Origin of the sequence: Sinorhizobium sp. BG8 (assembly GCF_016864555.1) — a bacterium.
Classification (GTDB): Bacteria; Pseudomonadota; Alphaproteobacteria; order Rhizobiales; family Rhizobiaceae; genus BG8.
Genome location: NZ_CP044012.1, coordinates 1,105,609 through 1,131,204 on the forward strand (window position 1 = coordinate 1,105,609; position 25,596 = coordinate 1,131,204).

Here is a 25,596-nt window from a genome sequence, read left to right on the forward strand (position 1 = left end):
GCGATTTCCAAGAAAATCCAAACTCAGATCAACGAAGAGCGTCGACTTCGCACCACACGGCAAGCATCGGTTCTGCCGTACAGCGTATGGCAAACTTTTCACCCGCGTCGACCAGTTGAACGCCGCCGACACGCTTCTTCTCCCACTCGCCATCATTGAGGGAAACCTCGGCATTGGAGAGAAACAGCATCAGGCGCCGCCGAGGATGCTTGTGATCGGGGAAGCGGCAATAGGGCGCCATCACGGTCAGCCCAACCTGCACGTCGGCACGTTCTTCCAAACCACCCGGTCCCGCCACGGTGGCATGGGCGTGGGATGCTGAAAAGTTGACGCTGGCATAGGGTCCCCCTGCCCCGATGCGCCGGGACAAGTGCGGCCCGAGCTGCTCGAGTAGAGCGGCGAGACTTCCGAGATCGCCCTTTATCTTCTTCAGGTTTTGAAGTGCCCGGCCCCAATAGGGCAAATCGGAGACGATATCCGCTGGCAACCCTCCTGAGCGCCCGCAACTTTCGAGCCGGGCATAGGCCTGCCCCGCCACGAGCCGCGCCATGACGGGTGACCCCGATGACAGGAGTGTGGTGAAGACGGTCGTAATAAGCGTCTGGAGAGCGTGCGGCCGCCTGCGAGGCTTGACCATTCCCCCGGTCATTGCGGGTTCTTCCGGCCAAAGGGATGCAACAGCATCTGCGGGTTTCGCCGCGTCCGTGGAACGACTGCGGGACTGCTGCACGAATCCAAACCTCCGTTAACATGAAGCGATTGACCGGTAATCCAGGATGCGCCGACCGGCAAGAGGATCGCTATCTCTGCTGCGACATCATCGGGATGTCCAGCGCCCATGCGCCACGCTCCACGAACGCACGTGGACCAGCGTTCCCTAGATCGCCTTCTGCATTTCCGGCAGGACGTCGAAGAGGTCGGCGACGAGGCCGTAGTCCGCGACCTGGAAGATCGGTGCTTCCTCGTCCTTGTTGATGGCGACGATGACCTTCGAATCCTTCATGCCGGCCAGATGCTGGATGGCGCCGGAGATGCCGCAGGCGATGTAGAGTTCGGGCGCGACCACCTTGCCGGTCTGGCCGACCTGCCAGTCGTTCGGCGCATAGCCGGCATCGACGGCGGCGCGCGACGCACCGACGGCGGCCCCGAGCTTGTCGGCGACCGGCAGGATCACCTCCTTGAACTTCTCCGACGAGCCGAGCGCCCGGCCGCCCGAGATGATGATCTTCGCCGACGTCAGCTCCGGACGGTCCGACGACGACAGCGCATCGCCGACGAAGCTGGAAAGGCCCGGGTTTGCGCCGGCCGAAACCGTCTCGACCGCAGCCGAGCCGCCGTCCGCCGCTGCGGCAAAGCTTGCCGTGCGCACGGTGATCACCTTCTTCGCATCGGTCGCCTGCACCGTCTGGATGGCGTTGCCGGCATAGATCGGCCGCTTGAACGTGTCGGACGAGACCACCTCGATGATCTCAGACACCTGCGCGACGTCGAGAAGGGCCGCGACCCGCGGCAGCACGTTCTTGCCGACCGAGGTGGCGGCCGCAAGGATCGTGTCATAGGAACCCGACAGCGAGACGATCAGGGCCGCCAGCGGTTCGGCCAGGTTGTTGGCGAGGCTGGCGTCGTCGGCGACGAGCACCTTGGCGACGCCGGACAGCCTTGCCGCCTGTTCGCCAACCGCCCCGGCACCGGAGCCGGCAACCAGCACATGCACCGCGCCGCCGATCTGCGTTGCCGCCGTCAGCGCCTTGGCCGTCTGGTCGGAAAGGTGGTTCTTGTCGTGGTCAGCCAGAAGAAGAATGGCCATGATGTAATCTCCTATCTCTTCCGGATCAAAGCACGCCGGCTTCGGTCTTCAGCTTCTCGACGAGCTCGGCGACCGACTTCACCTTGACGCCGGCCTTGCGCCCGCCCGGCTCCTCGGTCTTCAGCACCTTCAGCCGGGCTGTCGTGTCGACGCCGAAATCGCCCGGGCTCTTCTTGTCGAGCGGCTTCTTCTTCGCCTTCATGATGTTCGGCAGCGAGGCGTAGCGCGGCTCGTTGAGCCGAAGGTCCGTCGTCACCACCGCCGGCAGCGTCACTTCGATCGTCTGCAGGCCGCCGTCGACCTCACGGGTAACCTTTGCCTTGCCCTCGCCGATCTCGACCTTCGAGGCAAACGTCCCCTGCGCCCAGCCGAGCAGCGCCGACAGCATCTGGCCGGTCTGGTTCGAGTCGTCATCGATCGCCTGCTTGCCGACGATGATCAGCCCCGGCTGTTCGGCCTCGGCCACGCCCTTGAGGATCTTGGCGACGGCGAGCGGCTCGACCTGATCCTCGGTCTCGACCAGGATCGCCCGGTCGGCTCCCATGGCGAGTGCCGTCCTCAGCGTCTCCTCGGCCTTGGCGGGACCGATCGACACCACCACGACCTCCTCCGCCTTGCCGGCTTCCTTCAGACGCAGCGCCTCTTCCACGGAGATCTCGTCGAACGGATTCATCGACATCTTCACATTCGCAAGCTCGACACCCGTGCCATCCGCCTTCACGCGGATCTTCACGTTGTAGTCAACAACCCGCTTAACGGGGACCAAGATCTTCATGGCGCATTTTCCTCCCGCGGTCGGCCGGCGCCGACCGATTCCTGTCAGTGTTTCGGCTGGTCGGGCAGCAATGCCCAGAAGGCAAAGAGCGGCTTGCTGCCCGAGCGCATGGCGTGGCGAATGCCCGGCGGGTTGTAGAAGGACCCACCGATGCCGGGCGAAAACCAATCGCAATCACCGTGCTGGAACTCGCCGTCCGACAGGACGAGATAGGTTTCCTCCGGCGCATGATCGTGATCCGGATAGCGCACGTTCGGCGCCATCAAACTGGCACCGAACCAGACATCCCCGCGATCCTCAAGACCGTCCGGGCCGACGATCAAGGTATTGGCGTGGCTCGTCGGGAAGTTCTCGCTCGCCGTATCGTCGTAGGTCGAGCGCCAACTCCATTCCAGCTGGGGTTCCAGCATCTTGAACCGCTCGATCAACAGGTCGAGCGCTGGACGTCCGGTCTTGGTTGCAAGAACCTCTTCGAGATAGCGGATGCTCACAGGGAGGCGCTTGCCGATATCCGGTCGCTCCGGCTGCGGTTCGCCCAAACGCGCAAAGATCTGCTTGATGGATCCGCGTGCGCGCGCATCCTGCGCGCACTCATCGAAGGCCGCGAAAGCCGCGTCGAGGAAACCTTGCAGAACCTCGCCTCGCGCCATCGTCAGATATCCTTGGCAAGACGCAGCGCATCGTAGATGGCGGCGTGCGTGTTACGGGCGGCGACCGCGTCGCCGATGCGGAAGAGCTGGTAGGCGCCGTCAGGATTGCGTTCGACGGTCTGCGGAGCACCGGAGAGCAGCTCATCGTATGAGACTTCGCCAAGGTTCTTCGACCCCGGCTTCAGTTCGAAATAGAGGTCATCCAGCGGGATGGTGCCGTGGTTGACGACGATCTGATCGAAGGTCTGCTGCTTTGCTACGCCGCCGTAATCGCTGCCGATATGGGCAATGATCTGGTTGCCGCTCTTTTCCGCCGCCTCGAGCCGGTAGGTGACGGTAAAGGTCGTATCGAGCTTTTGCAGCGAGCGCATGTAGGGCACGAGGTTCATGGCCATGACCTCAGGCGCGAAGGCACGGTCCGGAGTCATGATCTCGACCTTGCCGCCCGCCTTGGCGATGAACTCAGCCGCCTGCAGGCCGGCATGGTCGCCGGCATCGTCATAGACAAGCACATTCGAGCCCGGCTTCACATCGCCCGAGATGATATCCCAGGACGAGACGACCAGCTCGTTGCCCTTCGTGAGCACATCTGTATGCGGCAAGCCACCGGTCGCGATGATCACGACATCGGGGTCTTCTGCCGTGATCGTGTCGGCTTCGGCCCAGGTGTTGAAATGGAAGGTCACGCCCAGCTTCTCGCACTGGTTCATGCGCCACTCGATGATGCTGATCATCTCCCTCCGGCGCTCGCTCTGCGACGTCAGCCGGATCTGGCCACCGGGATTGTTCGCGGCCTCGAAGACCACGACCTCATGGCCACGCTCGGCGGAGACGCGAGCGGCTTCGAGACCAGCCGGGCCGGCACCGACGACGACCACCTTCCTTCGCACATCCGCCTTGGGGATGTTGTGCGGCATCGTCTCCTCGCGGCCCGTCGCCGCATTGTGGATGCAGAAGGCAAGACCGCCCTGGTAGATACGGTCGAGACAGTAGTTCGCACCGACGCAGGGGCGGATGTCGTCTTCGCGCTTTTCGATGATCTTGCGCACGATGTGTGGGTCGGTCATGTGCGCGCGCGTCATGCCGACCATGTCGACCTTGCCGGCTGCGATCGCATGGCGAGCCGTCGCGACGTCCTGGATTTTCGCCGCATGGAAGGTCGGGAAATTGGTCGCGGCGCGCACCTCGCCTGCGAAATCCAGATGCGGTGCACTTGCCATGCCCTGGATCGGGATGACGTCCGTCAGACCCGCATCCGTGTCGATATGACCGCGGATGACGTTCAGGTAGTCGATGAGACCGCTTTCCTTGAGGCGACGGGAGATTTCCAGGCCTTCGGCCTTTCCGGTCCCGCCGGGAAGACATTCGTCGGCCGTGTAGCGCACGCCGAGAATGAAGTCGTTGCCGACGCGCTTGCGCATGGCCTTGAACACGTCGAAACAGAAGCGCATGCGGTTGTCGAGCGAACCGCCATAGGGGCCGTCGAGTTCATTGGTGAGTGGCGAGGTGAACTGGTCGATGAGGTGGCCATAGGCCTCCAGCTCGACGCCGTCCATGCCACCGGCCTTCATGCGTTCGGCCGCATCGGCGAAATCCTTGATGATGCGCTCGATGTCCCAGTCTTCCAGCTTTTTCGGGAAGGCACGGTGAGCGGCCTCGCGGTGATGGGACGGGGCCACGACGGGCAGCCAGTCGCCCTTGTCCCACCGCGTGCGACGGCCGAGATGGGTGAGCTGGATCATGATCGCCGCGCCTTGTTCGTGCACGGCATCCGTCATTTCCCGGATCCACGGAACGATCTCATCCTTGTAGGCGAGCAGATTGTTGAAGACCGGCGGACTGTCCTTCGAGACGGCGGCGGAGCCCGCGGTCATCGTCAGCGCCACTCCACCCCTCGCCCGCTCCACCGTATAGGCACGATAACGACCCTTCGGCATCCCGTCCTCGGGATAGGCAGGCTCGTGCGACGTGACAATGATACGGTTACGCAGGGTCAGATGCTTCAGCTGGAAGGGCTGCAGCAGGGGATCGTTCGACATGCGCCGGGCTCCGGTCTAGGGGAATACACTATCAACGCTAACCAGGAATGTACACAAGTGTCAACAATCAAAAACACGACAGAACGGATTATTGACACACATGTACATTTTACTTGTAAGGCCAGACAGCATTTGCTAGGAGGTAATCATGGAACAGGAGACGAGTGACAGCGGCTGGCGCGGCTCCCACGAGGGATGGCTGGAGGCCGCCTACGACTCCCTGCTCGAATCCGGCGTGGAATCGGTGAAGATTCTGCCGCTCGCAAAGCGGCTCAATCTCTCCCGGACCAGCTTCTACTGGTTCTTCAAGGACCGAGAGGAACTGTTGAGCGCGCTGATCTCGCGCTGGAGAGAAAAGAACACGGGTAACCTCGTGAAGCAGACCGAAGCCTATGCGGAGACGCTCGCCGAAGCGATGCTGAACGTCTTCGACTGCTGGGTGAACAAGGATCTGTTCGATTCGCAGTTCGAGTTCGCTGTCCGCAGTTGGGCCCTGCAGTCGCCGGAAATCCTGGCAGAGGTGCACGCGGCCGACCAGACGAGAATGGAAGCAATCGGCCGCATGTTCATGAGGTTCGGTTATGACGAGGGCCCGGCGGACGTTCGCGCGCGAACGACCTACCTGGTCCAGATCGGATACATCTCGATGCAGTCCAGGGAGGATCTCGCGCTCCGCATGAAGCGCATCCCGGAATACATCGCGATCTATACCGGAGAGGTTCCCCAGAAGCGGGAACTCGACCGTTTCTTCGCACGGCATGGATACAAACCGGAGTGACAGGAAGGTGGCAGCAGGCAAGGGTTTGAGGATCGGCGTGATCGGCGGCGCGGGCTGGCTGGGTGGTGCAATCGCCGCAGCCGTGCTGGATGCCGGCATTGCCGCGTCTCAGGACCTTTCGCTTTCCTATCGAAGCAAGCGCCCCGACCGTTTCCCCGGCGCCTTCTGGACCCGGGACAATCAGGCACTGGCCGATCGCTCGGACGTCATCGTCCTCTCCGTCCGCCCGGCCGACTGGCCTCACCTGAACATCAATGTCGAAGGCAAGCTTATCGTCTCCGTGATGGCCGGCATCCGCCTCGCTGCGCTATGTGCGCAGCACCAGACCCGCCGTGCCGTCCGCACCCTGCCGAATGCCGCGGCCGAGGTGCGCAAGTCCTACACGCCGTGGATTGCCACCGGCGATGTCGACGACACGGACCGGGCCATCGTTCGCGCGATCTTTGATGCCTGTGGGGTTCAGGATGAAGTCCGCACGGAGGCGGAGATCGATTATCTGACCGGCCTCACCGGGTCCGGCCCGGCTTTTCCGGCGCTGCTCGCCGAAGCCATGATGGCGGATGCGATCGCGCATGGGCTGGACCGGCAGGTTGCCCAGCGGGCGGTCAATACGGTCCTTGTCGGCACAGGCAGGCTCCTCGAACAGCGGGACGTCTGTCCCACCGAAACGGTCCAGACCTTCCTTGATTATCGCGGCACAACGGCGGCCGCGATCGAGGAAATGATGACGGCGGGTTTTGGCTCCGCCGTCGCGCGCGGCCTCGCTGCAGCCTTCGCGAAATCGGTCAGCATGGGAGAAAACTCCTAGCGCCGTAGGGGGCGGGCTTTCGCGGCACCCCGTCCGACATAAGAAGCCGCTACAGAGGGAACGATAATGAATAAATTTCTTGCATCGACCTGCTTGTTTCTTGGGACCGCCGCCGGCTCTGCGATGGCCCAGGCCGCCGATTGTGGCGACGTGACCATCGCCAGCATGAACTGGCAGAGCGCGGAGGTCATCTCCAACCTCGACAAGATCATCCTGAACGAAGGCTACGGCTGCAGCGCCGAGATCACCATTGGCGACACCGTGCCGACCATTACCTCCATGGCCGAGAAGGGCCAGCCGGACATCGCGCCGGAAGCCTGGATCGACCTGCTGCCTGAGGTCGTCAAGAAGGGCACGGAGGAAGGCCGCATCGTCCAGGTCGGCTCGCCACTCCCCGATGGCGGTGTTCAGGGCTGGTGGATCCCGAAGTACCTCGCGGACGCCCATCCCGACATCAAGACCATCCAGGATGCGCTGAAGCATCCCGAACTCTTCCCCGATCCGGAAGATCCGAGCAAGGGCGCGATCTACAATGGCCCGCAGGGCTGGGGCGGTACGGTGGTGACCGCGCAGTTCTACAAGGCTTTCGAGGCCGAGAAGGCCGGCTTCACGCTGGTCGATACCGGCTCTGCGGCGGGCCTCGACGGCTCGATCGCCAAGGCGTACGAGCGCAAGGAGGGATGGGTCGGTTACTACTGGGCGCCCACAGCGCTTCTCGGCAAGTACGAGATGGTCAAGCTCGACTACGGCGTTCCGAACGATCCGGCAGAATGGAAGCGCTGCAACACGGTGGCCGATTGCAACGATCCCAAGCCGAATGCATGGCCGGTCGACACGATTGTCACGCTGGTGGCCAAGCCCTTCTCCGAAAAGGCCGGTCCTGAGGTGATGGACTACCTGAAGAAGCGCTCATGGAGCAACCAGACGCTCGGCCAGCTGATGGCTTGGATGACGGACAACCAGGCGAGCGGCGAGGATGGCGCCAAGCACTTCCTCGAAGAGAACAAGGATCTCTGGAAGACCTGGGTTTCTCCGGAAGCCGCCGAAAAGATCGAGGCCGCGCTCTAGGCCTTGCCTGAAGGCCGCAACGGGGCGGCTCTTCAAGAACTGGTGCGATGTGCCGGATGGCACGTCGCACCTTTCCTGCCGAACAACAACAAGAACAACGGATCGGCTCTTTGGACCAGGGGAACCGAATGGATTGGTTTTACAAATTCCCGCATATGAACGACGACGCGCTGCGCAACATGAAGAAGGCGATCGACGACGGCTTCCGCGGCTTCACGCGCAACTACGGCGACATGATTGAGAGCATCTTCACGCCGCTGCAGCACTTCCTCATCGCCGCCGAGCGCTTCATGCTGAAGACGCCCTGGCCGATCATCACGCTGCTCATTCTCGCCATCGCCTATGCCGCCACGCGCAGCACCCGCATCACCCTCGGCTGCCTCGTGACGCTGATGCTGATCGGCTACTTCGACATGTGGGACGACACGATGCGGACGATCTCGATGATCTTCGTCTGCACGGTGCTGTCGATCGCCATCGGCATTCCGATCGGGATCCTGATGGCGCGCTCCGACCGCATGCAGCGTATCGTCAATCCGATCCTCGACGTCATGCAGACGATGCCGAGCTTCGTCTACCTGATCCCCGTCGTCATGCTGCTCGGCATCGGCAAGGTGCCGGGGCTGATCGCCGTCGTCATCTATGCCATCCCGCCGATGATCCGCCTCACCGACCTCGGCATCCGCCTCGTCGACAAGGACGTGCTCGAGGCCGCCGATGCGTTCGGCGCCGATCCCAGGCAGAAACTCTTCAAGGTACAGTTGCCGCTCGCCCTTCCGACGATCATGGCCGGCATCAACCAGACGATCATGATGGCGCTGGCCATGGTGGTCATCGCCTCGATGATCGGCGTGCAGGGACTTGGCCAGCCGGTTCTCAAGGCCATCGCCAACCAGTACTTCACGCTGGGCATCTTCAACGGCCTCGCCATCGTCGGCATTGCCATCATCTTCGACCGGGTCAGCCAGGCGTATGGCAAGCGACTCCAGAAGCACCGGGAGGTCGTCCATGGCTGACCACGTCTTCGGCGGCATCAAGATCCGCCACCTCTACAAGATCTTCGGACCCAACGCCGCCGCGCACATCGATGCCGTCCGCAACGGTCTGACCAAGAGCGAACTGAACGAGAAGCACGGCCACGTGCTCGGGCTTCGCGACATCAACATCGAAATGCCGTCCGGGTCGATCCAGGTGATCATGGGGCTTTCCGGCTCGGGCAAGTCGACGCTGATCCGCCATATCAACCGGCTGATCGATCCGACGGCCGGCGAGGTGCTCGTCGACGGCGTCGATGTCGTCAAGATGTCCGACGCCGAGCTGCAGGAGTTCCGCCGGCACCAGACGGCGATGGTGTTCCAGAAGTTCGCGCTTCTTCCACACCGCAACATCCTCGACAACACGGTCTTCGGGCTGGAACTGCAGGGCGTTCCGCGCTCGCAGTGCGTCGAGACGGCGATGCGGTGGCTCGAGCGGGTCGGTCTCAAGGGCTTCGAGCAGAAGTATCCCAACCAGCTGTCGGGCGGCATGCAGCAACGCGTCGGCCTTGCCCGCGCGCTTGCCAACGATGCGCCGGTGCTCTTGATGGACGAGGCCTACTCGGCGCTCGATCCGCTGATCCGCATGGACATGCAGACGGTTCTCCTCGACCTGCAGAAGGAGATCCGCAAGACGATCGTCTTCATCACGCACGACCTCGACGAGGCGCTGCGCCTCGGCGACCAGATCGCCATCCTGCGCGACGGCGAGGTCATCCAGCAGGGCACCAGCCAGGACATCGTCCTCCGTCCCGCGGACGACTATGTCGCCAACTTCGTCAAGGAAGTGAACCGAGGGCGCGTCGTCCATGTCGAGGCCGTGATGAGCCCGCTTGGCCCAACAGTGGCAGTGGGCGGGCCGGCTATTGCAGCCGGCGTCACGATTGAAGAGGCCGTACGCACCCTCTCCTCTGCGCCCGAGGGCGACATCAACGTCATAGACGCCATGGGCAGGCCGATCGGCACCGTCACCTTCCGCCAGCTGGTGGGCGCAATGGTCAACGCCCACGACAACGGTCACCGCGCGGCGGCCTGATATTGGCAAGACCAGCTGAAACGCCGGTCTTGCCGCCTCGACATGAAAACTAACCTGCACGCCCGGAACTGCGCGATGTCGAAAAAATTCCCCCGCCTCTTCTCACCACTGAAGCTGCGTTCGAAAACGCTGAAAAACAGGATCGTCTTCGGCGCACACACCGCCAATATGGCCGTCGAAGGCCTGCCCACCGAGCGCCATGCAGCTTACTATGAGGAACGCGCGATCGGCGGTGCAGCAATGATCGTCGTCGAACCCATGCCCGTGCATGCGGCAGCCGTTCTCACCGGCGGCAACTTCCGCCATTGCGACGATGCCGTCATTCCGCATTTCAGGAGGGTGGTCGAGGCCATCCAAAGACACGGCGCCATCGCCATCCAGCAGCTCTATCACGTTGGCGCCCATGGCGATTCCGACAATTCCTTCCATCCCCATTGGTCGCCATCCGGGGGGCCGAGCTATCATGACAGCGACGGCTCGCACCCGATGAGCGAGTCCGAAATCCGGGAGACGATCGACGGCTTCGTCGAAGCTGCACGGCGATGTCGGGATGCCGGCTTCGACGGGGTCGAAGTCTGGGCAGCATATCTCGGCATGGTCGACCAGTTCTGGACACCCTGGTGCAACCGGCGCGAGGACCAATGGGGTGGCTCGCTGGAAAACCGCACGCGCATGTCGCGGGAGATCCTGTCGCGCATCCGCGAAGTCTGCGGCCCCGACTTCATTATCGGCCTTGCCGTTTCCGACGAGCCGGATGTGAAGGTAGCGCTCCAACGCGACGAGCTCGCCGAGATCATCAAGCTGCACGACGACCTCGGCCTCATCGACTATGTCACCTGCGGATCTGGCGGCTATCTCGATTTCTACAAGCTGATGCCGACCTTTCTCTATCCGGAGAAGCTCGGCGCCGACCTCGCCGCTGTCCTCAAGGGTGTTGTCAAGAATGCGGTCGTGATCGCCGAGAGCCACATCCGTACGCCGGAAAATGGCGAGACCGTGCTTGGCGAGGGCGCAGCCGATCTCGTGTCGATCGTGCGTGGCCAGATCGCCGATCCCCATCTGGCCACAAAGGCGGGCGAGGACCGACCCGAGGATATTCGCGGCTGCATCTCCTGCAACCAGATGTGCTGGGGCCGACGATCAAGGGATTACTGGATCAGCTGTCTTATCAACCCCTCCGTCGGCCGCGAGGCCGAATGGAACGGCGACCGCTTCCGCCGGTCCGACGATCCCAAACGCGTGCTGGTGATCGGCGGCGGCCCGGCTGGACTTGAGGCCGCCCGCGTATCGGCTGAGCGCGGGCACCGGGTGACCCTCGCCGAAGCGTCGAGCCGCCTCGGTGGAAACTTTCTCCTCGCTGGCATGCAGCCCCGGCGCGCGCAGATCCTCGATCTCATTGCGTGGTACGAGCTGCAGCTGGAGAAGCTCGGCGTGGCCGTTCGCCTCAACACCTATCTCGAAGCCGAGGAAATCGATCCCTCCGAATTCGATGTCGTGATTGCGGCAACCGGATCCTATTCGCCTGAAACCGGTTTCCAGAAAGCACTTCCGACTGTCGAAACGATGCCCGGCGTCGACAAGGGTAACGTCTTCACCGTCGAAGCCATCATGGCGCGACAGGCAAGGCCGGGCAGTCACATCCTGCTTCTCGACGAGGGCGGAGGCTGGCGCGGCTGCGGCACCGCCTGGAAACTTGCCGAAGAAGGCCACCGCGTGACGATTCTCACACCCGATCCGTTCGTCGGCAAGGAACTGCAACGAACCGCAGCGGACGTGCCCATGCGGCAAGCGCTTCGCAAACTCGACGTCGATTGGATCGTCGAGGTGAGCATTACCGAATGGCACGGCAACGGCGCGACGATCGTCGACCACAACACGGGCGAGCACCGCTTTGTCGAAGCAGACACGCTTGTCACCGCCACCACGAATTCCCCGGCCGACTGGCTGGCGCCGGGCCTGGCGGAACTCGGCCTCGCGACGCGCCTGATCGGCGATTGCGCAGCACCGCGGCAGGCACCTTACGCGTTTTACGAAGGCCGGAAGGCAGGATTGGAGATCTGAGATGACGCAGGAGGTCGAACTTGGCCAGGCGGAAGCAGAAGAGCTGGCGCTCAGAGCCTGCCGAGGTGCCGGTGCAGATGAACAGACCACGCGCGCCCTCGTCGAGGCGACGCTTTCAGCGGCGCGCTTCGGCCCGGCCACACTCGGCTTTCCGCATTTCGTGGACTACCTGAACAGTTTTCGCGAGGGACGAATTAACTGTGAACCCTCGCCGACCCTGGCACGGCCGTTTCCGGCGATGCTCGTCTCAGATGCCGACGGTGGCGTCGCTCAACTTGGCTTCGACCTTGCCTTCGACGATGTCGTCGGGGCCGCCCGGAATTTCGGGATTGCGATGTTCACGCAGACGAACAGCTATACGGCCGGCGAACTGGGATACTATGTCCGCCGCCTCGCCGCGGAGGGTCTTGTCGGGCTGGCCGCCACCAATGCCAATGCCATGCTCGTCTCGAAACCCGGCGGCCCCGCCGTCTACAGTACGAACCCGATGGCCTTCGGCTTTCCTCTTGGCGAGGGCTCCCTGCCAATGGTCATCGATCAGGCCTCCAGCGCCACGGCCTTCGTCAACATCGTCGCCGCCGCGGCAAGGGGCCAATCCATCCCCAAAGGCTGGGCAGTGGACGAGAACGGCGAGGACACGGAGGATCCGGCAAAAGCTATCGGCGGCGCCCTGCTTCCCTTCGGCGGGCGAAAAGGCGGAAACGTCGCGCTGCTTGTCGAAATGCTGTCCGCGGGCCTTTCGGGTGGCCCATGGTCGCTCGATACGCCGCATTTCCAGTCCGGCAGCGCTCGTCCAGCCGTCGGCCTGACTGTGCTGGCCATTGTGCCCGGCGCCCCTGAAGAGGGACGTATCGCGCGCGCGGGCGAGCAGGTACGTCGACTGGCGGCACTCGACGTCTTCATTCCCGGCGTAAGCGGCATCGAATTTCCACCATCCCTCACAAAGAAGCTGAAGGTGCCCGCCGACGTCTACGAGGCCGTTCGCAGGCTTGCCGCAGCAGGTTCCGATCGTGCATAGGAAGGCGGCCGCGTTCCGCTGCCGAGGGCGAGATCGACTGCGCTAGGTGGCCCTGACCAGCCAATCCGCGAACAGGCGGGACTGGGCGGTCGCCTTCGCGTGAATTGTCATATGGAACGGGACGGGCGAAGGGACTGACTGAGGCACCAGGGGGACAAGCCGCCCGGCCTCCATCATGCTTTTCACCAGCCCATCCCAGCCCAGCACCGCACCCACATCGTCCTGGGCTGCCTGGAGCGCGATCATGTAGTTGTTCACGTAGAAACCGCGGCCCTTCGGTGGCGCACACCCCAGCGACTGGAGCCAGTCGGTCCAGGTCGTCCAGCCGTTTTCCTCGTTGCTCATGTGGATCAGCGGGACCTTGAGCAGGTCCTCGACCCCCGAGATGCGATGTTGGGCGGCGAATGTCGGGGTTCCCAGCGCCACAATATGGTCCCGAAACAGTATGCTGTTCTCGACGCCATTTTCGTCCGGGTCTCCATAGTGGATGCTGAGATCGCACGGGCCGCTCACGCCGGGTATATCGCTGGTAATCTGGGAAACGGTAATAGCCGGATAGATCTTCCAGAAAGCAGAGATTTTTGGCGTGAGCCACAGGGAGCTCACAGCTGTGGTCGTGCGGATGGTCACATCGACGGTTTCGCGGCGATCGCGGATCTGCGTGACGGTATCCGATATCGACTCGAAGCCGCGTCGTATCGCCAGGAACAGGAAAGCCCCCTTCTCCGTCAGCTCGACGCCACGACTGCGGCGGACGAAGAGGCTGCAGCCGAGGTCTGTCTCAAGCGCCTTGATCTGGTGGCTGACGGCGGCCGGCGTCACGTTCATTTCCCTCGCAGCTTCCTTGAAGCTCGCCTTCCGGGCGGCGGCCTCGAAGCAGGCAAGAGCTGTCAGGGAGGGAAGATCATAGGGTCTTCGCATGAGGGTTCCCTGCCAAAACATGACATTAGTTTATCTAATCTCACATCAAATAAAGTGCCGTTGTCAACTGGGTTTGTCGCGATGACAATCGTCTTCGGTTAAACACGCCGAACGTGGGATTCACTCATGACAGCCTTCTCGTCTTCCATTCACGACCTCCTGGCCCGCCGCGTCCCTGGTCACGCGCTTGAACAGTCTTTCTACACCTCGCCGGCGGTCTATGATCTCGATCTGGCGCACCTCTTCTACAAAGAGTGGCTGTACGCGGTTCCTGCGTGCCAGCTTGCAAAGACGGGAAGCTACGTCACGATGCGCGTGGGCGCCTACGAGGTGATCATCGTGCGCGGCCGCGACGGCGAAATCCGCGCCTTCCACAATTCCTGCCGGCACCGGGGCTCGCTGATCTGCAAGGCGCGGCAGGGACAGGTGGCGAAACTCGTCTGTCCCTATCACCAATGGACCTACGAGCTCGACGGAAAGCTGATCTGGGCGAACGATATGGGTCCGGATTTCGACGCCTCCAAACATGGCCTTAAACCGGTCCACCTGCGCAATCTCGAGGGCCTGATCTACATCTGTCTGTCGCACGAGGCGCCGGATTTCGACGCCTTCGCCGACATGGCCCGCCCGTATCTCGCCATCCATAACCTCAACGACGCCAAGGTCGCCTACACCTCGACCATTGTGGAGAAGGCGAACTGGAAACTCGTGTGGGAGAACAATCGGGAATGCTATCACTGTAGCAGCAACCATCCCGCTCTTTGCCGGTCCTTCCCCTCGATCCCAACGTCGCCGGAGTTTCGCCGGACGGATCGGTCTCAGATGTCCTCCAGGCGCATTTCGATCGCTGCGAAGTCTCGGGTGCGCCCGCGCAGTTCCGGATTTCCGAAGACGGCCAATACCGCCTGGCGCGCATGCCCCTGCAGGAAAAAGCGCTGAGCTATACGATGGATGGCAAAGCAGCCGTAACAAGGAACCTCGGCCGCGTGCGTTTGCCAGACGCGGGCACCCTCCTGAAGTTCCACTATCCGTCGACCTGGAACCACTTCCTGCCCGATCATTCGCTGACCTTCCGCGTAACTCCCATCGGCCCGATGGAGACGGAGGTCACCACCACCTGGCTCGTGCACAAGGATGCCGTCGAGGGCGTGGACTACGATCTCAAGCGCTTGACCGAGGTGTGGATCGCCACCAATGACGAGGACCGCGAGATCGTCGAGACCAATCAGCAGGGCATTCTCTCACCCGGCTACGTTCCCGGGCCCTATTCGCCGAACCAGGAAAGCGGCGTCATCCAGTTCGTGGATTGGTATGCCACCTGGCTCGAACGCTCGCTGACCCCGCTGCGACAGGCCGCGGAGTAAGCGGGATGAGCGTCTTCAAGAACCTTTCCTTCTGGACCGACGCTGAAATGCTCGAATGCGTGACGCGCACACCGGAAGCACCCGATGTCGTGACCTTTAGCTTCCAGAGCCCTTCCGGAGCGCTGTTCAATCACGACCCCGGTCAATTCGTCACGCTGGAGCTCCCCCTCCCCGGCGGACCGCTATACCGGACCTATACGATATCCTCCTCGCCTTCGCGGCCGACGGCGCTCACGATCACCGTAAAGGCGCAACGCTCGTCTGTCGGCACGCGCTGGATGCTCGACAACCTTCACAAGGGTATGCGGATCCGAGCGACAGGCCCCGCCGGGACGTTCTCGATCGCCCATCACCCGGTCGAGAAGTACCTCTTCATCTCGGCCGGCTCCGGTATCACGCCGATGGTAGCGATGACGACGTGGCTTTACGATTCCGGCCGCGAACCGGACATCGTCTTCATCAACTGCGCGCGTCGTCCCTCGGAGATCATCCTGCGCGAACGGATGGAACTCATGGCCTCGCGCATCGTCGGTATCGACCTCAAGTGGGTCGTCGAAGAGGCCGATCCCTTCCGGCCCTGGACCGGGTATCGTGGGATGTTCAATCAGATCATGCTCGGCCTGATGGCGCAGGACTATCTCGAGCGAGAGGTATTCTGTTGCGGCCCTGAACCGTTCATGCGCGCGGTCCGCGAGGCACTAGCGGGTCTGGGCTTCGACATGAACCGCTACCATCAGGAAAGCTTCAGCGCGGAACCTGACCATGCCGAAGACGTTCCCGAGGACGTGCTTCCCGATGTGCAGAACCAGGCTGAGATCCAGTTCGCGTTCTCCGGCATCACGGCGAACTGCAACGAGACGGATACGATTCTGGCTGCTGCGAAGGCCGCAGGATTGGTGATCCCATCAGGATGCTCGATGGGTATCTGCGGCACCTGCAAGATTCGCAAGACCGAAGGCCAGGTCCATATGGTGCACAATGGAGGCATCACCGAAGAGGACATCGATGACAATTACATCCTCGCGTGCTGCTCCAAACCAATCGGCCGCGTGAGCGTGGAGGCCTGACCGCCACGAGGCAGCTATATCACGCTGTCCTCGTGCAGATAGAACATCCGATTTGCCGCTTATGTCAGCACGCCGAACAGATGCCGGAGCATGTCCGTTCCAAGGCCCTCACGACTGCGCCGGCCCTCTCGCAGCGGTCAAAACTATGCGAGCGGCATTGACACCATGCAATGGGAGACCGCCTGGGCTTCCTTTGAGCGCCGTCAAAAACCTCGTTTGACCTCTGCACGGTCGTTCCATCCGATCATTGCACTGAAGCCGTTTCGGAGGCTGAAACACTGGTCGCTCCGAAAGGGATCAAAGGCCGAGATAGGCTCGCCTGACGTCCTCATTGGACTTCAGGTCCCTGGCTGCGCCCGCCAGCGTTATGTGACCGAGCTCCATGACATAGGCTTGCGAGGAGATGTCCAATGCAAGGTTGGCGTTCTGTTCGACCAACAGGACGCCGCATTTCTCCTCCCGCGCGATCGTGGCAATCGTGTTGAGCACGTCGCGCACGATGAGGGGAGCCAATCCGATGGATGGCTCGTCAAAGAGATAGAAGCGGGGCCGTGCCATGATGCCTCTACCGATCGCGATCATCTGCTGCTGGCCGCCGCTGAAGTTGCGGACGACGCGATGCCGGTGATCCTTCAACACCGGAAAATAGCCGAAGACCTTGTCTAGGTCGTCGCGAATTCCCGCCTGATCCTTCCTGAGGTGTGCACCTACAAGCAAGTTGTCGAGCACACTCATATATGGGAACAGCCCCCTACCCTCTGGAACCTGGCATATTCCCCTGCGGACAATCTCCTCGGGGAAAGTCCGACCAACGATTCTCCGTCGAAGGATATCTGCCCGGTCTTGAGCGGCACCACCCCCGAGACAGATTTGAGAACTGTGGACTTGCCCGCGCCATTGGCACCGACGAGCGATGTTATCGTCCCTTCCTTTGCGGACAACGACACCCCGTCCACGGCCGTGATCCCCGAATACTCGACTGTCAGATTGTTGATCGTCAGCATCAGGCTGCCTCCTCGCCGAGATAGGCCTGGATCGTCGCGGGATTCCGGCTGACTTCCGCCGGGGTTCCCTCGGCAAGCAGGTCGCCGTAACAGAGGACCGTTATCCTGTCGCACGCCTGCATGATGGCCTTCATGTCGTGCTCGATCAGGAGGAGGGTCATTCCGTCGTCTCTCAAGCCGCGGATGATTTCCATCAGCCGAACCTTTTCGCCTGAATTGAGACCCGCCAACGGTTCATCGAGCATGAGAAGGCGGGGAGCAGTCGAAAAGGCGATCGCCACTCCGAGTATCTTCTGCGTGCCGCCCGGGAGGTCGCAGGCCAAAGAGGACGCGAACTCGCGCATGCCGAACCTTTCGAGAATGGCATCCGCGGACTTCCGGTGCATCTCCTCCTCGGTGCGCGCAGAGCGAAGTCCAAGGATGTTGGCCAACCAACTCGTCTCGATCCTGTTGCGCGCCGCCGTCACGAGATTCTCTCGAACGCTCAGATTCGCGTAGTTGCTCGTGTTCTGGAATGTTCGGGCAATTCCGAGACGCGCGATCTTGTGGGAAGGCATCCCCGTGATGTCCATGTCTTTGAACATGACGCGGCCCGCCGTGGGCGCAAGAAATCCGGTCGTCACGTTGAAGAAAGTAGTCTTTCCCGAGCCGTTGGGGCCGATGAGACCGTGGATGGTCCCGGGCTCGATACCGAACGATACCGAGTTCAAGGCGACGGCCTGGCCGAAACGTTTGGTGAGTTCATGCACGCGAAGCATTTACGGCTCCTTGTTCATTCTTCAGTCCGCTTTTGGGACGGTGTGACAAAAGTTGACCAATCACGCCTTCGAGACCGCGGGGCATGAACAAGACCGTTAGGATGATCGTGGTGCCCCATATCAGCGGGATCAGTTGGGCCGTGTCGCGAAGCAGTTGCTCCATCACCGTCAGGGCCACCAGGCCAACGATCGGTCCCCAATAGGTCCGGTTGCCGCCAATGATCACCGCCGCGATGATCTTGAACATGAACTGTGGCGTGTAGTCGGTGGGAGCGACAAAGCCATTGTAGCCGGCGTAGAAAGCACCCGCGATCCCTGCAGCGAACGATCCGATGCAGAAAGCCAATGTCTTCAGGCCCCATGTATTCAGACCGACGGCCATCGACAGGTTCTCATTTTCCGCCACCGCGTGGATAGCGCGGCCGGTTCGGCTGCTGTTGATGACATAGAGCAGGAGCACGATGACGATCGTCCCGAGCAGCACCAGCAAGTAATAGTTCCTGGTGTCGAAGAAGCTGATGCCGAACAGCTTTTCCGGAGGCGAAAGGAACGGGATGCCTTCGATCCCTCCGAACGGAAATTTGAACTGGATGAAACATTGCCGGATCGCTTCACCAGCCGCGAACGTGCTGAGGAAGAAGTAGAATTGCCGCGTGCGCATGACCGGGTATGCGATCAGAAGTGCGACCAACGCTGCGACAAGGCCGGACAAAGGCAATATGACCCAGAATGACAATCCGAACTCTGTTTGGAGCAGAGCGAAGGTGTATGCGCCAATCGCCAGCATCGTGATGTGAGCGAATGACCACCCTCCCATCCTTGTGATCGTGCGGTAGCTGGTCACCAGCATCACATTGACCAGGAAGAGGATGCCGACGCCGACGTAGTACGGGGGGACCAGAAACGGAAAGCCGACCATTGCGACCAGAAGCACTAGCGTCAGGCCCGTCAGCGTACCGGCTGGCAAAGCTGCCGTCTTCCATTCGACGAGTTTGACGGGAGCCTGTTCGAGCAATGGCGCTTCTCGCCCAAGCAGGCCCCGGGGAAAGAACGCCAGGACCACGAGCATGATGACCGTATCTATGATGACGATGTACTGGCCAAGGCCGATCACGCTGGCGAAGCTGTCGATAAAGCCGAAGAGCATCGCAGCAACGATCGCGCCCGTGATGCTGCCCAGACCACCGACGATGACGACAATGAATGCTTTCCAGATCGCCTCGAGACCCATGTAGGGACCGACATTGATGATGCTGGCCATCAGGACGCCGGACGCTCCAGCCATGGACGCGCCGATAATCATCGTGACAAGCCGGACCCGTTTGAGGTTTATGCCCTGAAGCAGCGCCGATTGGCGGTTCTGCGATGCCGCTCTGAGAGCCCGGCCACCCCTCGTTCGATTCAGGAAGTACCAGAGGCACGCCATCATCACCACCGCGCAGACGATCACGGCCAGGCGCTGATATGTGAGGATGCCTCCGGCGACATTCAGCTGGCCGGGTATCATTACGGGCAGGCTTTTGGAAACGACCCCAAACACAATCGCGGCCAATGCCTGCAGGACGTAAGAAAGGCCCAGGGAGGCGATGAAGCCTCCGAAGGCGTCGCTCGCGGTCCGCTCGAAGATGGTCTTCTCGAACAACGCGCCTGCCAGCCCCACGAGGATGGGGCCGACAATGAGCGCCGCGACAAACACCGCCCATGGCGGAAGTCCGAGAAGGCCCGAGAGCATCAGCCAGACCGTGTAGCCGCCGAGCATGAAAAGCTCGCCGTGGGCAAAGTTGACCACCTTCATCACGCCGAACACCAGCGCGAGTCCGACTGCGAACAGGCCGTAGAACGAGCTGAGCGCGATGAAATTCAGGAACACCTGCGTGACGTTGAAGTCGACCATGACCGCCTCGAACCAAATCTCAGTGGAGGGTGCCGCCACTGCAAGCCGCGGCGGCACCTGGTTGTTTACTCAGCTGGCATCAGTTCCAGCACCTTCGTCTTTGAAACGCTCTTCTTGATCACCGTGTCGACATTCATGACGAAGTATCCGTATTCACGGGTCTCGAGAGCGGCGAATGGCGGGACAACGATCGTGGTGTCAGGAAGGATCACGAGCGCCGGCCCGGGCACGCTCATTCCGAACTTGAGCTTCGACCCGTCATAGGCGGGCGTTTCTACCCACTTCCCGCCACCAAAATAGGACTTGCCGCTGCTCATGAGCGTGCTGTCCACCGCCTGTGCGGTCTTTTCCTGAGGAGCGAGCACGATCTTGGGACGCTCGAACGTCGCCATGCATCTCCACATCAGGAACTCGACGTCGGACGCAGGGTCGTTGGTCTTGTAGCGGGCGAGATATGCTTCGTGGAACATCTCGGTGATCCGTTCCAGGACCGCGGTAGTGATCTTGCCGTTGTCCAACTGGATCGGGATTTCGAGTTCCGTTGTCTGCATGGGATAGCGTGCAGAGACGAACAGTTCAAAATTCTGGTCCTTGGGATCGACGCCCATACGGCTGAGGAAAGCGACGCCCTTTCCAGTAATGCCGGACAAGGCCTCGTTCACGCCGACAAAGTCGAAATTGCCCGTGTCGCTATACTTCGAGACAACCTCGCTCATCGCGATAGCAGCGTTGTTGGCCCCGAAAGCGCACAACACGGAGGTTTCCCGCGGGATGATGACCTTCTTGATACCCATCTCCCGCGCAAGAAACGCGACCGGCACCGAGGTTGCTCCGCCGCCCGTCACCATTGCAAACTCGCGAGGGTCGACGCCGCGGCGGATCGTCATGTCGAGAATGCCGCCAAGCATGTTCTCGTTGACGACCTGGGTGATACCAAGCGCCGCCTCCTCGACGCTGATGCCCAAGGGATCAGCGATATTCTTCTTGATCGCATCGTGTGCGAGCTGTCGATCGATCTTCATGCGACCGTTCAGGAAGTACTCCGGCCGAATATATCCAAGCACCACATAGGCGTCGGTGACGGTCGGTTCGACACCACCCCGCATGTAGCAGGCCGGACCCGGAACGGCTTCGGCGCTACGCGGCCCGACGGTGATCAGCCCGGCCCTGTCGATCGCGGCGATCGACCCGCCGCCAGCGCCCAAGGTCGCGATTTCGATGGACGCCACGCCGGTCGGGTAGTTCAGGATGCGGCCGTCCTTCGTAGTTGTGATCTGGCCATCCAGCACGGTCGAAACGTCGAAGCTCGTCCCGCCCATGTCGACCGTGATGCAGTTCTGGGACTTCTCGATCTCACTGAAGTAATATCCAGCCTCCGGAGCCATCGAAGGTCCGGAAAACAGCATGAAGACCGGCTTCTTAGCGACTTCCGAGATGGGTACTACGCCGCCGTTGGATACGACAATCAGCGTTTCACCCTTGAAGCCCCGCTTCTCGAGCTCACCCTGAAGGTTGTTCAGGTAGCGTGTCACCTTGGGCTGCAGCATCGCATTGAGCACGACACAGCTCGTCCGGTAGTACTCGCGAATGATCGGCTGGATTTCGGAGCTGAGGCAGTAATCTACCTCCGGCCACTCCTCCTTGATGATTTCGCCGATCCGCTTTTCGTGCGCATCATTGACGATCGACCACATTGTGCAGACTGCGATCGCTTCGACGCCCCATTCGCGAAGCTGCCGGACCTCCTTGCGGACTTCATCTTCGTCCAGCGGCACGACGACGTCGCCCTGCGCGTTGATCCGCTCCGAGACTTCGCGGCACAGATATGGCCGGATCAGCGGCCGGTTCGGCTCCATCTTGTAGTTGAACATCGTCTGGCGACGGCCTTCGCCCCGCCATAGCGTGTACTTGGTGCCGCGAGTGCAGATGAGTCCTGTCTTGGCTCCGCTCATCTCGAGGATGGTGTTGGTCGCCGTGGTAGAGCCGTGGCAGAACACGGCGGTGCTGCCGAGCATTTCTTCAAGCGACATGCCGAGCTCTTCAGCTGCAAGTGACATGGCGTTGAGAATGCCGACCGAACGATCCTGCGGGGTGGTCGGGGACTTGTGGCTTCCCAACTGCGTGAAGGTTTCGGCGTCGGCGATCGCGAGGTCCGTGAAAGTGCCACCCACGTCTACACTGATACGATATTTCATCTGTCTGACCTCTCCCTTAGTTCTGGATGTTCGCGATCATGCTCGCCCGGAGAGCGGCAGTAGCGCTGACGTCGACTGCGTAAAGTTCGGGCTTCGTGTCGAGAACGACACCGTAGACTTCGCGTGCGGAGTGGAGCGTGATGAACCCGTCCCGAGCGTCGTCCTTCACTTTCTCGGGATCGCGCTCCAACGGGTTGCCGAAGCCACCGCCGCCGCCGGTCTTGGCGTACCAATGCTGGTCACGCCGGCAAATCGTCTCGCCCATGTTCCGGAGATGCGCTTCCTCGGTAAGGGTCTCCGAGTCCAGAAGCCAGTGATCCGCGACCGTGCCGCCTTCGCCGCCGAAGAGACCGAACGCGGGCCAGGTGTGTCCGGTGCCGCAGTAAATCAGCTGCATGTCGTGGTCGATCGGCTGCAGGCGGTGCGACATCGCGATGCCACCTCGCCATTTGCCGGCGCCGCCGGAGTCAGCCTCCGCCTTCACTTCCCAGACGATACGAGGCAGGGACTGCTCATGGATTTCGATCGACTCGTAGCCCATGTTGCCCATGATGCAGTGGCCGAACATGTGCGGCAGTCCGTCGAAGCCCTCGGTCGCGCCGGCGGCGCTTGCCGCGAGGTAGTGAAGGTGGCCGTAGGGTTGGTTGTTCTTGCGAGGATCCACGCCCGCGCCAGTGTGGTTGGCCGCCGGATGCTCGCCCATGCCGGCAAGCGCACGATGCGGCAGGACCTTTGCCCAGGTCTTGAACACCAGGTTTGTGACTTCGTCGTTCAAGCCTACAGTCGCAACCTCGGTGCCCACAGGCCAGCGCGGGATGCCCGCGATTGCCCCTTCGCGCTGTTTGACCCGGATGCGGTCCAGCGCGCCGCTGTTGTAGGGGAGATCCGGCGAAAGGACAGGCAAGGTTCCCTGGATCGCCGAGCATCGGCAGGTTGCGTAGCTCAGGTTGTAGCTGAAATCGATCTGATCCGGCATCTCGCTGTAGTCGAAGTCGATGTATCCCTCATCAGGATCGATCGTCAGCGTCATCTTGAACTCGAGCGGCTCGTCGATATAGCCCTTGAAGCACTCGCTCCGCAGTGTCTCCGTCACAGTGATCTTGGGCAGTTTCTTGATTTCCTCGCGCATGGCTCGTTCGCCGTAGCGCAGTGCCTCGGTCAGGCAGCCCTTGAAGGTGTCGTAGCCGAACCGCTTGCAGAGTTCGATGATGCGGGACTCGGCGACCCACAGCGAGCTGAGTTGCGCCAGGAAGTCACCATGCCACTGTTGCGAGTAGCGGAAGTTGTAGGCGATGAACCGGACGAGGTCGGTGATCGGCTTGTGGTCGCGGCAAAGCCGCACGCCTGGAAAGTGGAAGCCCTCTTCGTAGATATCCTTGGCGAACGGGTCCATGCTGGTCGGAAGATGCGCACCGATGTCGAGCAGGTGGCACTTCGATGCCGCCCACGCCACCAGCTTCCCTTCGAAGAAGATCGGGGCGAACATCGTGAAGTCCCCGACGTGGGAGTTCCCAGCGTAGGGAGCGTTGTTGAGGAAGACGTCGCCTTCCTTGATGTCGTTTCCGAACGCCCTGATGATGAAGCGGAGCGGAGGACTCATCGTCCCAACGTGCACGGGAATGCAGTCAACCATCGACAGGATCGATGCGCCATGCGTGTCGAGCAGGCAGCACGTGAAATCCTTTGCCCCGTGCAGGATTGGATTACGCGCCGTCGCGAGGATCGTCTGGGTCATCTCTGTCATGATCCCCTCGACACGCGCATGCACGACCGAGAAAGTCACGGGATCGACTTGTTCGAGTCCCTTGTCCAAGGCTCCGGGCAATCCCGCAATCTCTTCGGAACGGATGGGCTCAGCGAACAACTCCGTCTTGTACGGAGGAATGAGAATGTCGTCTCTTGCCATGAAATTCTCCCAAGTTTTGACAAGTGGTCTCTGGCGGGCGCGCTGACGCGCCCGCTTCAAGCGTGAGAATGAAAACTGAGCAGAGGACCGACCGATCAGGTCTCGGTCATCTTGTACTTCTGCAAGGCGGGAAGAGCGTCGTTCTTGTGCTCGTTCCACCACGCGAAGTCGTCGGTCACGCCGGAAAGTGCAAACTTCCCGTCCTTGATCACGTATTTCGGAGTCGGGGTCAGAAGGTGATGATCCACGCCGAAGATGTCCATGCCCGACCAGGCCGATTTCCCGTAGATCGGGTGCTCCATGTTCTTGATGCCATAAAGAGCTTCCATCACATCCTTAGGCTCGATGGAGGGGCTTTGAGCAAAGGCCTGGTCCAATGTGGCCATCGCCGAATATGTCAAACCCGCAAACCCGATCCATTCGCCCTCGCCGAATTTTTCGACGTAGGTTTTGTACATATTGTGCGCCTTGGGCGAGAATGTCGGCTCGGAAGCATCAACGCCAAACCCGCAATAGACCCGGCCTTCGAGATCGGCGAGATTCACGCGTTGGGCGATCTGCGGCAAATCCCACGAGTGGCACATCCAAATGCCCTTGTAGTTCAGGGACTGCGCGGCCTCCAGGAGGATCGCCTGCTTGCCCGGAGGCAGATCGGAGAAGAAGATCGCGTCGGGCTTTGTCTTCAATACGGCTCCCATCAAGGGGAAGTAGTCGGTCGTGTTGGGATCGAACACGTCATTGTAGACGACCTCGATCTTCCCTTGGGCTTCAAAAGGCGCGCAACCCGCGGCGCAATATCCCTGACCTGCTAGACCGAAGGAGTTGTCCGTGAACATCAGCGCCACGCGTTTGACGTCTGGATTCTGCTCCAGGACATGGGACACAAGTCCCAGGAATGCCGTTGGCGACCCGGTGATCCCTCCCATCAGGTATGGAAAGTCCGCACCGAGGAAGCCGCCGCCATATGAATTGGTGAGCACCTGGTTCTCGGTAGCGATGCGGGCGATCGCTTTGCGCGACGCCGGCGTGTATGTTTGGAACATGTACTTGCAGCCGTCCTGCAGGATCGCGCTGCGGAACGCCGTCAGTTCCTCGTTGGGTAGGAAGCAGACGTTGGTGTAGGCCGAGAATTCGATCTTGTGCCTCTGGCCATCACCGCAAAGGATGCCGCCGTTGGCGTTATGTTCGTCCACCCACATCTGACCAGCGCGCTGGATCGGAATGCCCCACTGCGCGCATTCGCCTTCCAGGGGCATCGCGATGCCCATTTTGATGACATCCGCCTCGGCGGCGAAGCCTCGGGAAGAGATCAGGCTCGGAGCCGCCAAACCGACGGCCGCGGCAACACTGCTCTTCAGAACCCGCCTTCTCGTAATGTTGGTCGCATTCCAGTTTTCCATTGTGGTTCCCCAT

General features: G+C 61.4%; 21 protein-coding genes and 1 pseudogene. 9 read left to right on the plus strand and 13 right to left on the minus strand.

Going from position 1 to position 25,596, the window contains the following annotated elements:
* Positions 1–28: 28 nt before the first annotated feature.
* The 5 genes from F3Y30_RS25960 to F3Y30_RS25980 form a co-directional block, all read right to left on the minus strand.
* On the minus strand, positions 29–649 hold the full coding sequence (locus F3Y30_RS25960) for a dimethylsulfonioproprionate lyase family protein (protein WP_203427136.1): 621 nt from the start codon (positions 647–649) through the stop codon (positions 29–31).
* A gap of 228 nt (positions 650–877) precedes the next feature.
* A complete protein-coding gene (locus tag F3Y30_RS25965; RefSeq protein ID WP_203427137.1) occupies positions 878–1,807 on the minus strand; it encodes an electron transfer flavoprotein subunit alpha/FixB family protein in 930 nt (309 codons plus the stop codon).
* Positions 1,808–1,832: 25 nt separating this feature from the next.
* Positions 1,833–2,582 carry an electron transfer flavoprotein subunit beta/FixA family protein gene (locus F3Y30_RS25970; protein WP_203424834.1) on the minus strand — a complete coding sequence of 250 codons (750 nt, stop codon included), beginning with the start codon at positions 2,580–2,582 and terminating at the stop codon, positions 1,833–1,835.
* Positions 2,583–2,626: 44 nt separating this feature from the next.
* Positions 2,627–3,232: a dimethylsulfonioproprionate lyase family protein gene (locus tag F3Y30_RS25975; protein ID WP_203427138.1), complete on the minus strand. Its 606-nt coding sequence runs from the start codon at positions 3,230–3,232 to the stop codon at positions 2,627–2,629.
* 2 nt (positions 3,233–3,234) lie between these two features.
* Positions 3,235–5,271 carry an NADH:flavin oxidoreductase gene (locus F3Y30_RS25980; protein ID WP_203427139.1) on the minus strand — a complete coding sequence of 679 codons (2,037 nt, stop codon included), beginning with the start codon at positions 5,269–5,271 and terminating at the stop codon, positions 3,235–3,237.
* Positions 5,272–5,419: 148 nt separating this feature from the next.
* Here F3Y30_RS25980 and F3Y30_RS25985 point away from each other — a divergent pair, with 148 nt between their 5' ends.
* From F3Y30_RS25985 to F3Y30_RS26015, 7 genes are all read left to right on the plus strand, one after another.
* The gene (locus tag F3Y30_RS25985) at positions 5,420–6,049 is read left to right on the plus strand and encodes a TetR/AcrR family transcriptional regulator (protein ID WP_203427140.1); all 630 of its coding nucleotides are present in this window, start codon (positions 5,420–5,422) and stop codon (positions 6,047–6,049) included.
* Between the two features lie 7 nt (positions 6,050–6,056).
* A complete protein-coding gene (locus F3Y30_RS25990; protein WP_246753047.1) occupies positions 6,057–6,857 on the plus strand; it encodes a pyrroline-5-carboxylate reductase dimerization domain-containing protein in 801 nt (266 codons plus the stop codon).
* 66 nt (positions 6,858–6,923) lie between these two features.
* Positions 6,924–7,925, plus strand: a complete 1,002-nt coding sequence (locus F3Y30_RS25995) for an ABC transporter substrate-binding protein (protein WP_203427142.1) — start codon at positions 6,924–6,926, stop codon at positions 7,923–7,925.
* Positions 7,926–8,053: 128 nt separating this feature from the next.
* A complete protein-coding gene (locus F3Y30_RS26000) occupies positions 8,054–8,941 on the plus strand; it encodes a proline/glycine betaine ABC transporter permease (protein WP_203425784.1) in 888 nt (295 codons plus the stop codon).
* The gene (locus F3Y30_RS26005) at positions 8,934–9,995 is read left to right on the plus strand and encodes a glycine betaine/L-proline ABC transporter ATP-binding protein (protein WP_203427143.1); all 1,062 of its coding nucleotides are present in this window, start codon (positions 8,934–8,936) and stop codon (positions 9,993–9,995) included. Before F3Y30_RS26000 ends, F3Y30_RS26005 begins: the two co-directional genes overlap by 8 nt.
* Before the next feature lie 75 nt (positions 9,996–10,070).
* On the plus strand, positions 10,071–12,056 hold the full coding sequence (locus F3Y30_RS26010) for an FAD-dependent oxidoreductase (protein ID WP_203427144.1): 1,986 nt from the start codon (positions 10,071–10,073) through the stop codon (positions 12,054–12,056).
* A gap of 1 nt (position 12,057) precedes the next feature.
* Positions 12,058–13,074, plus strand: a complete 1,017-nt coding sequence (locus tag F3Y30_RS26015; RefSeq protein WP_203427145.1) for an Ldh family oxidoreductase — start codon at positions 12,058–12,060, stop codon at positions 13,072–13,074.
* A gap of 42 nt (positions 13,075–13,116) precedes the next feature.
* On the opposite strand, the gene F3Y30_RS26020 is transcribed toward F3Y30_RS26015, so the two are convergent.
* A complete protein-coding gene (locus F3Y30_RS26020) occupies positions 13,117–13,995 on the minus strand; it encodes a LysR family transcriptional regulator (RefSeq protein WP_203427146.1) in 879 nt (292 codons plus the stop codon).
* 126 nt (positions 13,996–14,121) lie between these two features.
* Between F3Y30_RS26020 and F3Y30_RS26025 the strand changes: the two are divergent.
* A pseudogene (locus F3Y30_RS26025) lies at positions 14,122–15,359 on the plus strand (aromatic ring-hydroxylating dioxygenase subunit alpha).
* 5 nt (positions 15,360–15,364) lie between these two features.
* Entirely contained in the window at positions 15,365–16,426 is a 1,062-nt protein-coding gene (locus F3Y30_RS26030) for a hybrid-cluster NAD(P)-dependent oxidoreductase (RefSeq protein ID WP_203427147.1), read from the plus strand.
* Positions 16,427–16,723: 297 nt separating this feature from the next.
* Here the strand turns inward: F3Y30_RS26030 and F3Y30_RS26805 are convergent, their stop codons facing one another.
* The 7 genes from F3Y30_RS26805 to F3Y30_RS26065 all read right to left on the minus strand — a co-directional run bounded on the left by F3Y30_RS26805 (position 16,724) and on the right by F3Y30_RS26065 (position 25,583).
* The gene (locus F3Y30_RS26805; RefSeq protein WP_348649877.1) at positions 16,724–17,161 is read right to left on the minus strand and encodes an ATP-binding cassette domain-containing protein; all 438 of its coding nucleotides are present in this window, start codon (positions 17,159–17,161) and stop codon (positions 16,724–16,726) included.
* Positions 17,158–17,430, minus strand: a complete 273-nt coding sequence (locus F3Y30_RS26810; RefSeq protein ID WP_348649878.1) for an ATP-binding cassette domain-containing protein — start codon at positions 17,428–17,430, stop codon at positions 17,158–17,160. The genes F3Y30_RS26805 and F3Y30_RS26810 overlap by 4 nt, the downstream gene beginning before the upstream one ends.
* Positions 17,430–18,188: an ABC transporter ATP-binding protein gene (locus F3Y30_RS26045; protein WP_203427148.1), complete on the minus strand. Its 759-nt coding sequence runs from the start codon at positions 18,186–18,188 to the stop codon at positions 17,430–17,432. Before F3Y30_RS26045 ends, F3Y30_RS26810 begins: the two co-directional genes overlap by 1 nt.
* Entirely contained in the window at positions 18,172–20,082 is a 1,911-nt protein-coding gene (locus tag F3Y30_RS26050) for an ABC transporter permease (protein ID WP_203427149.1), read from the minus strand. The genes F3Y30_RS26045 and F3Y30_RS26050 overlap by 17 nt, the downstream gene beginning before the upstream one ends.
* Positions 20,083–20,147: 65 nt before the next feature.
* The gene (locus F3Y30_RS26055; RefSeq protein ID WP_203427150.1) at positions 20,148–22,277 is read right to left on the minus strand and encodes a hydantoinase/oxoprolinase family protein; all 2,130 of its coding nucleotides are present in this window, start codon (positions 22,275–22,277) and stop codon (positions 20,148–20,150) included.
* A 16-nt stretch (positions 22,278–22,293) separates the two neighbouring features.
* Positions 22,294–24,183 (minus strand): hydantoinase B/oxoprolinase family protein, encoded by a 1,890-nt coding sequence (locus tag F3Y30_RS26060; protein WP_203427151.1) that lies wholly within the window; start codon positions 24,181–24,183, stop codon positions 22,294–22,296.
* Positions 24,184–24,278: 95 nt separating this feature from the next.
* Positions 24,279–25,583, minus strand: a complete 1,305-nt coding sequence (locus F3Y30_RS26065) for an ABC transporter substrate-binding protein (protein ID WP_203427152.1) — start codon at positions 25,581–25,583, stop codon at positions 24,279–24,281.
* Between the last annotated feature and the right edge of the window lie 13 nt (positions 25,584–25,596).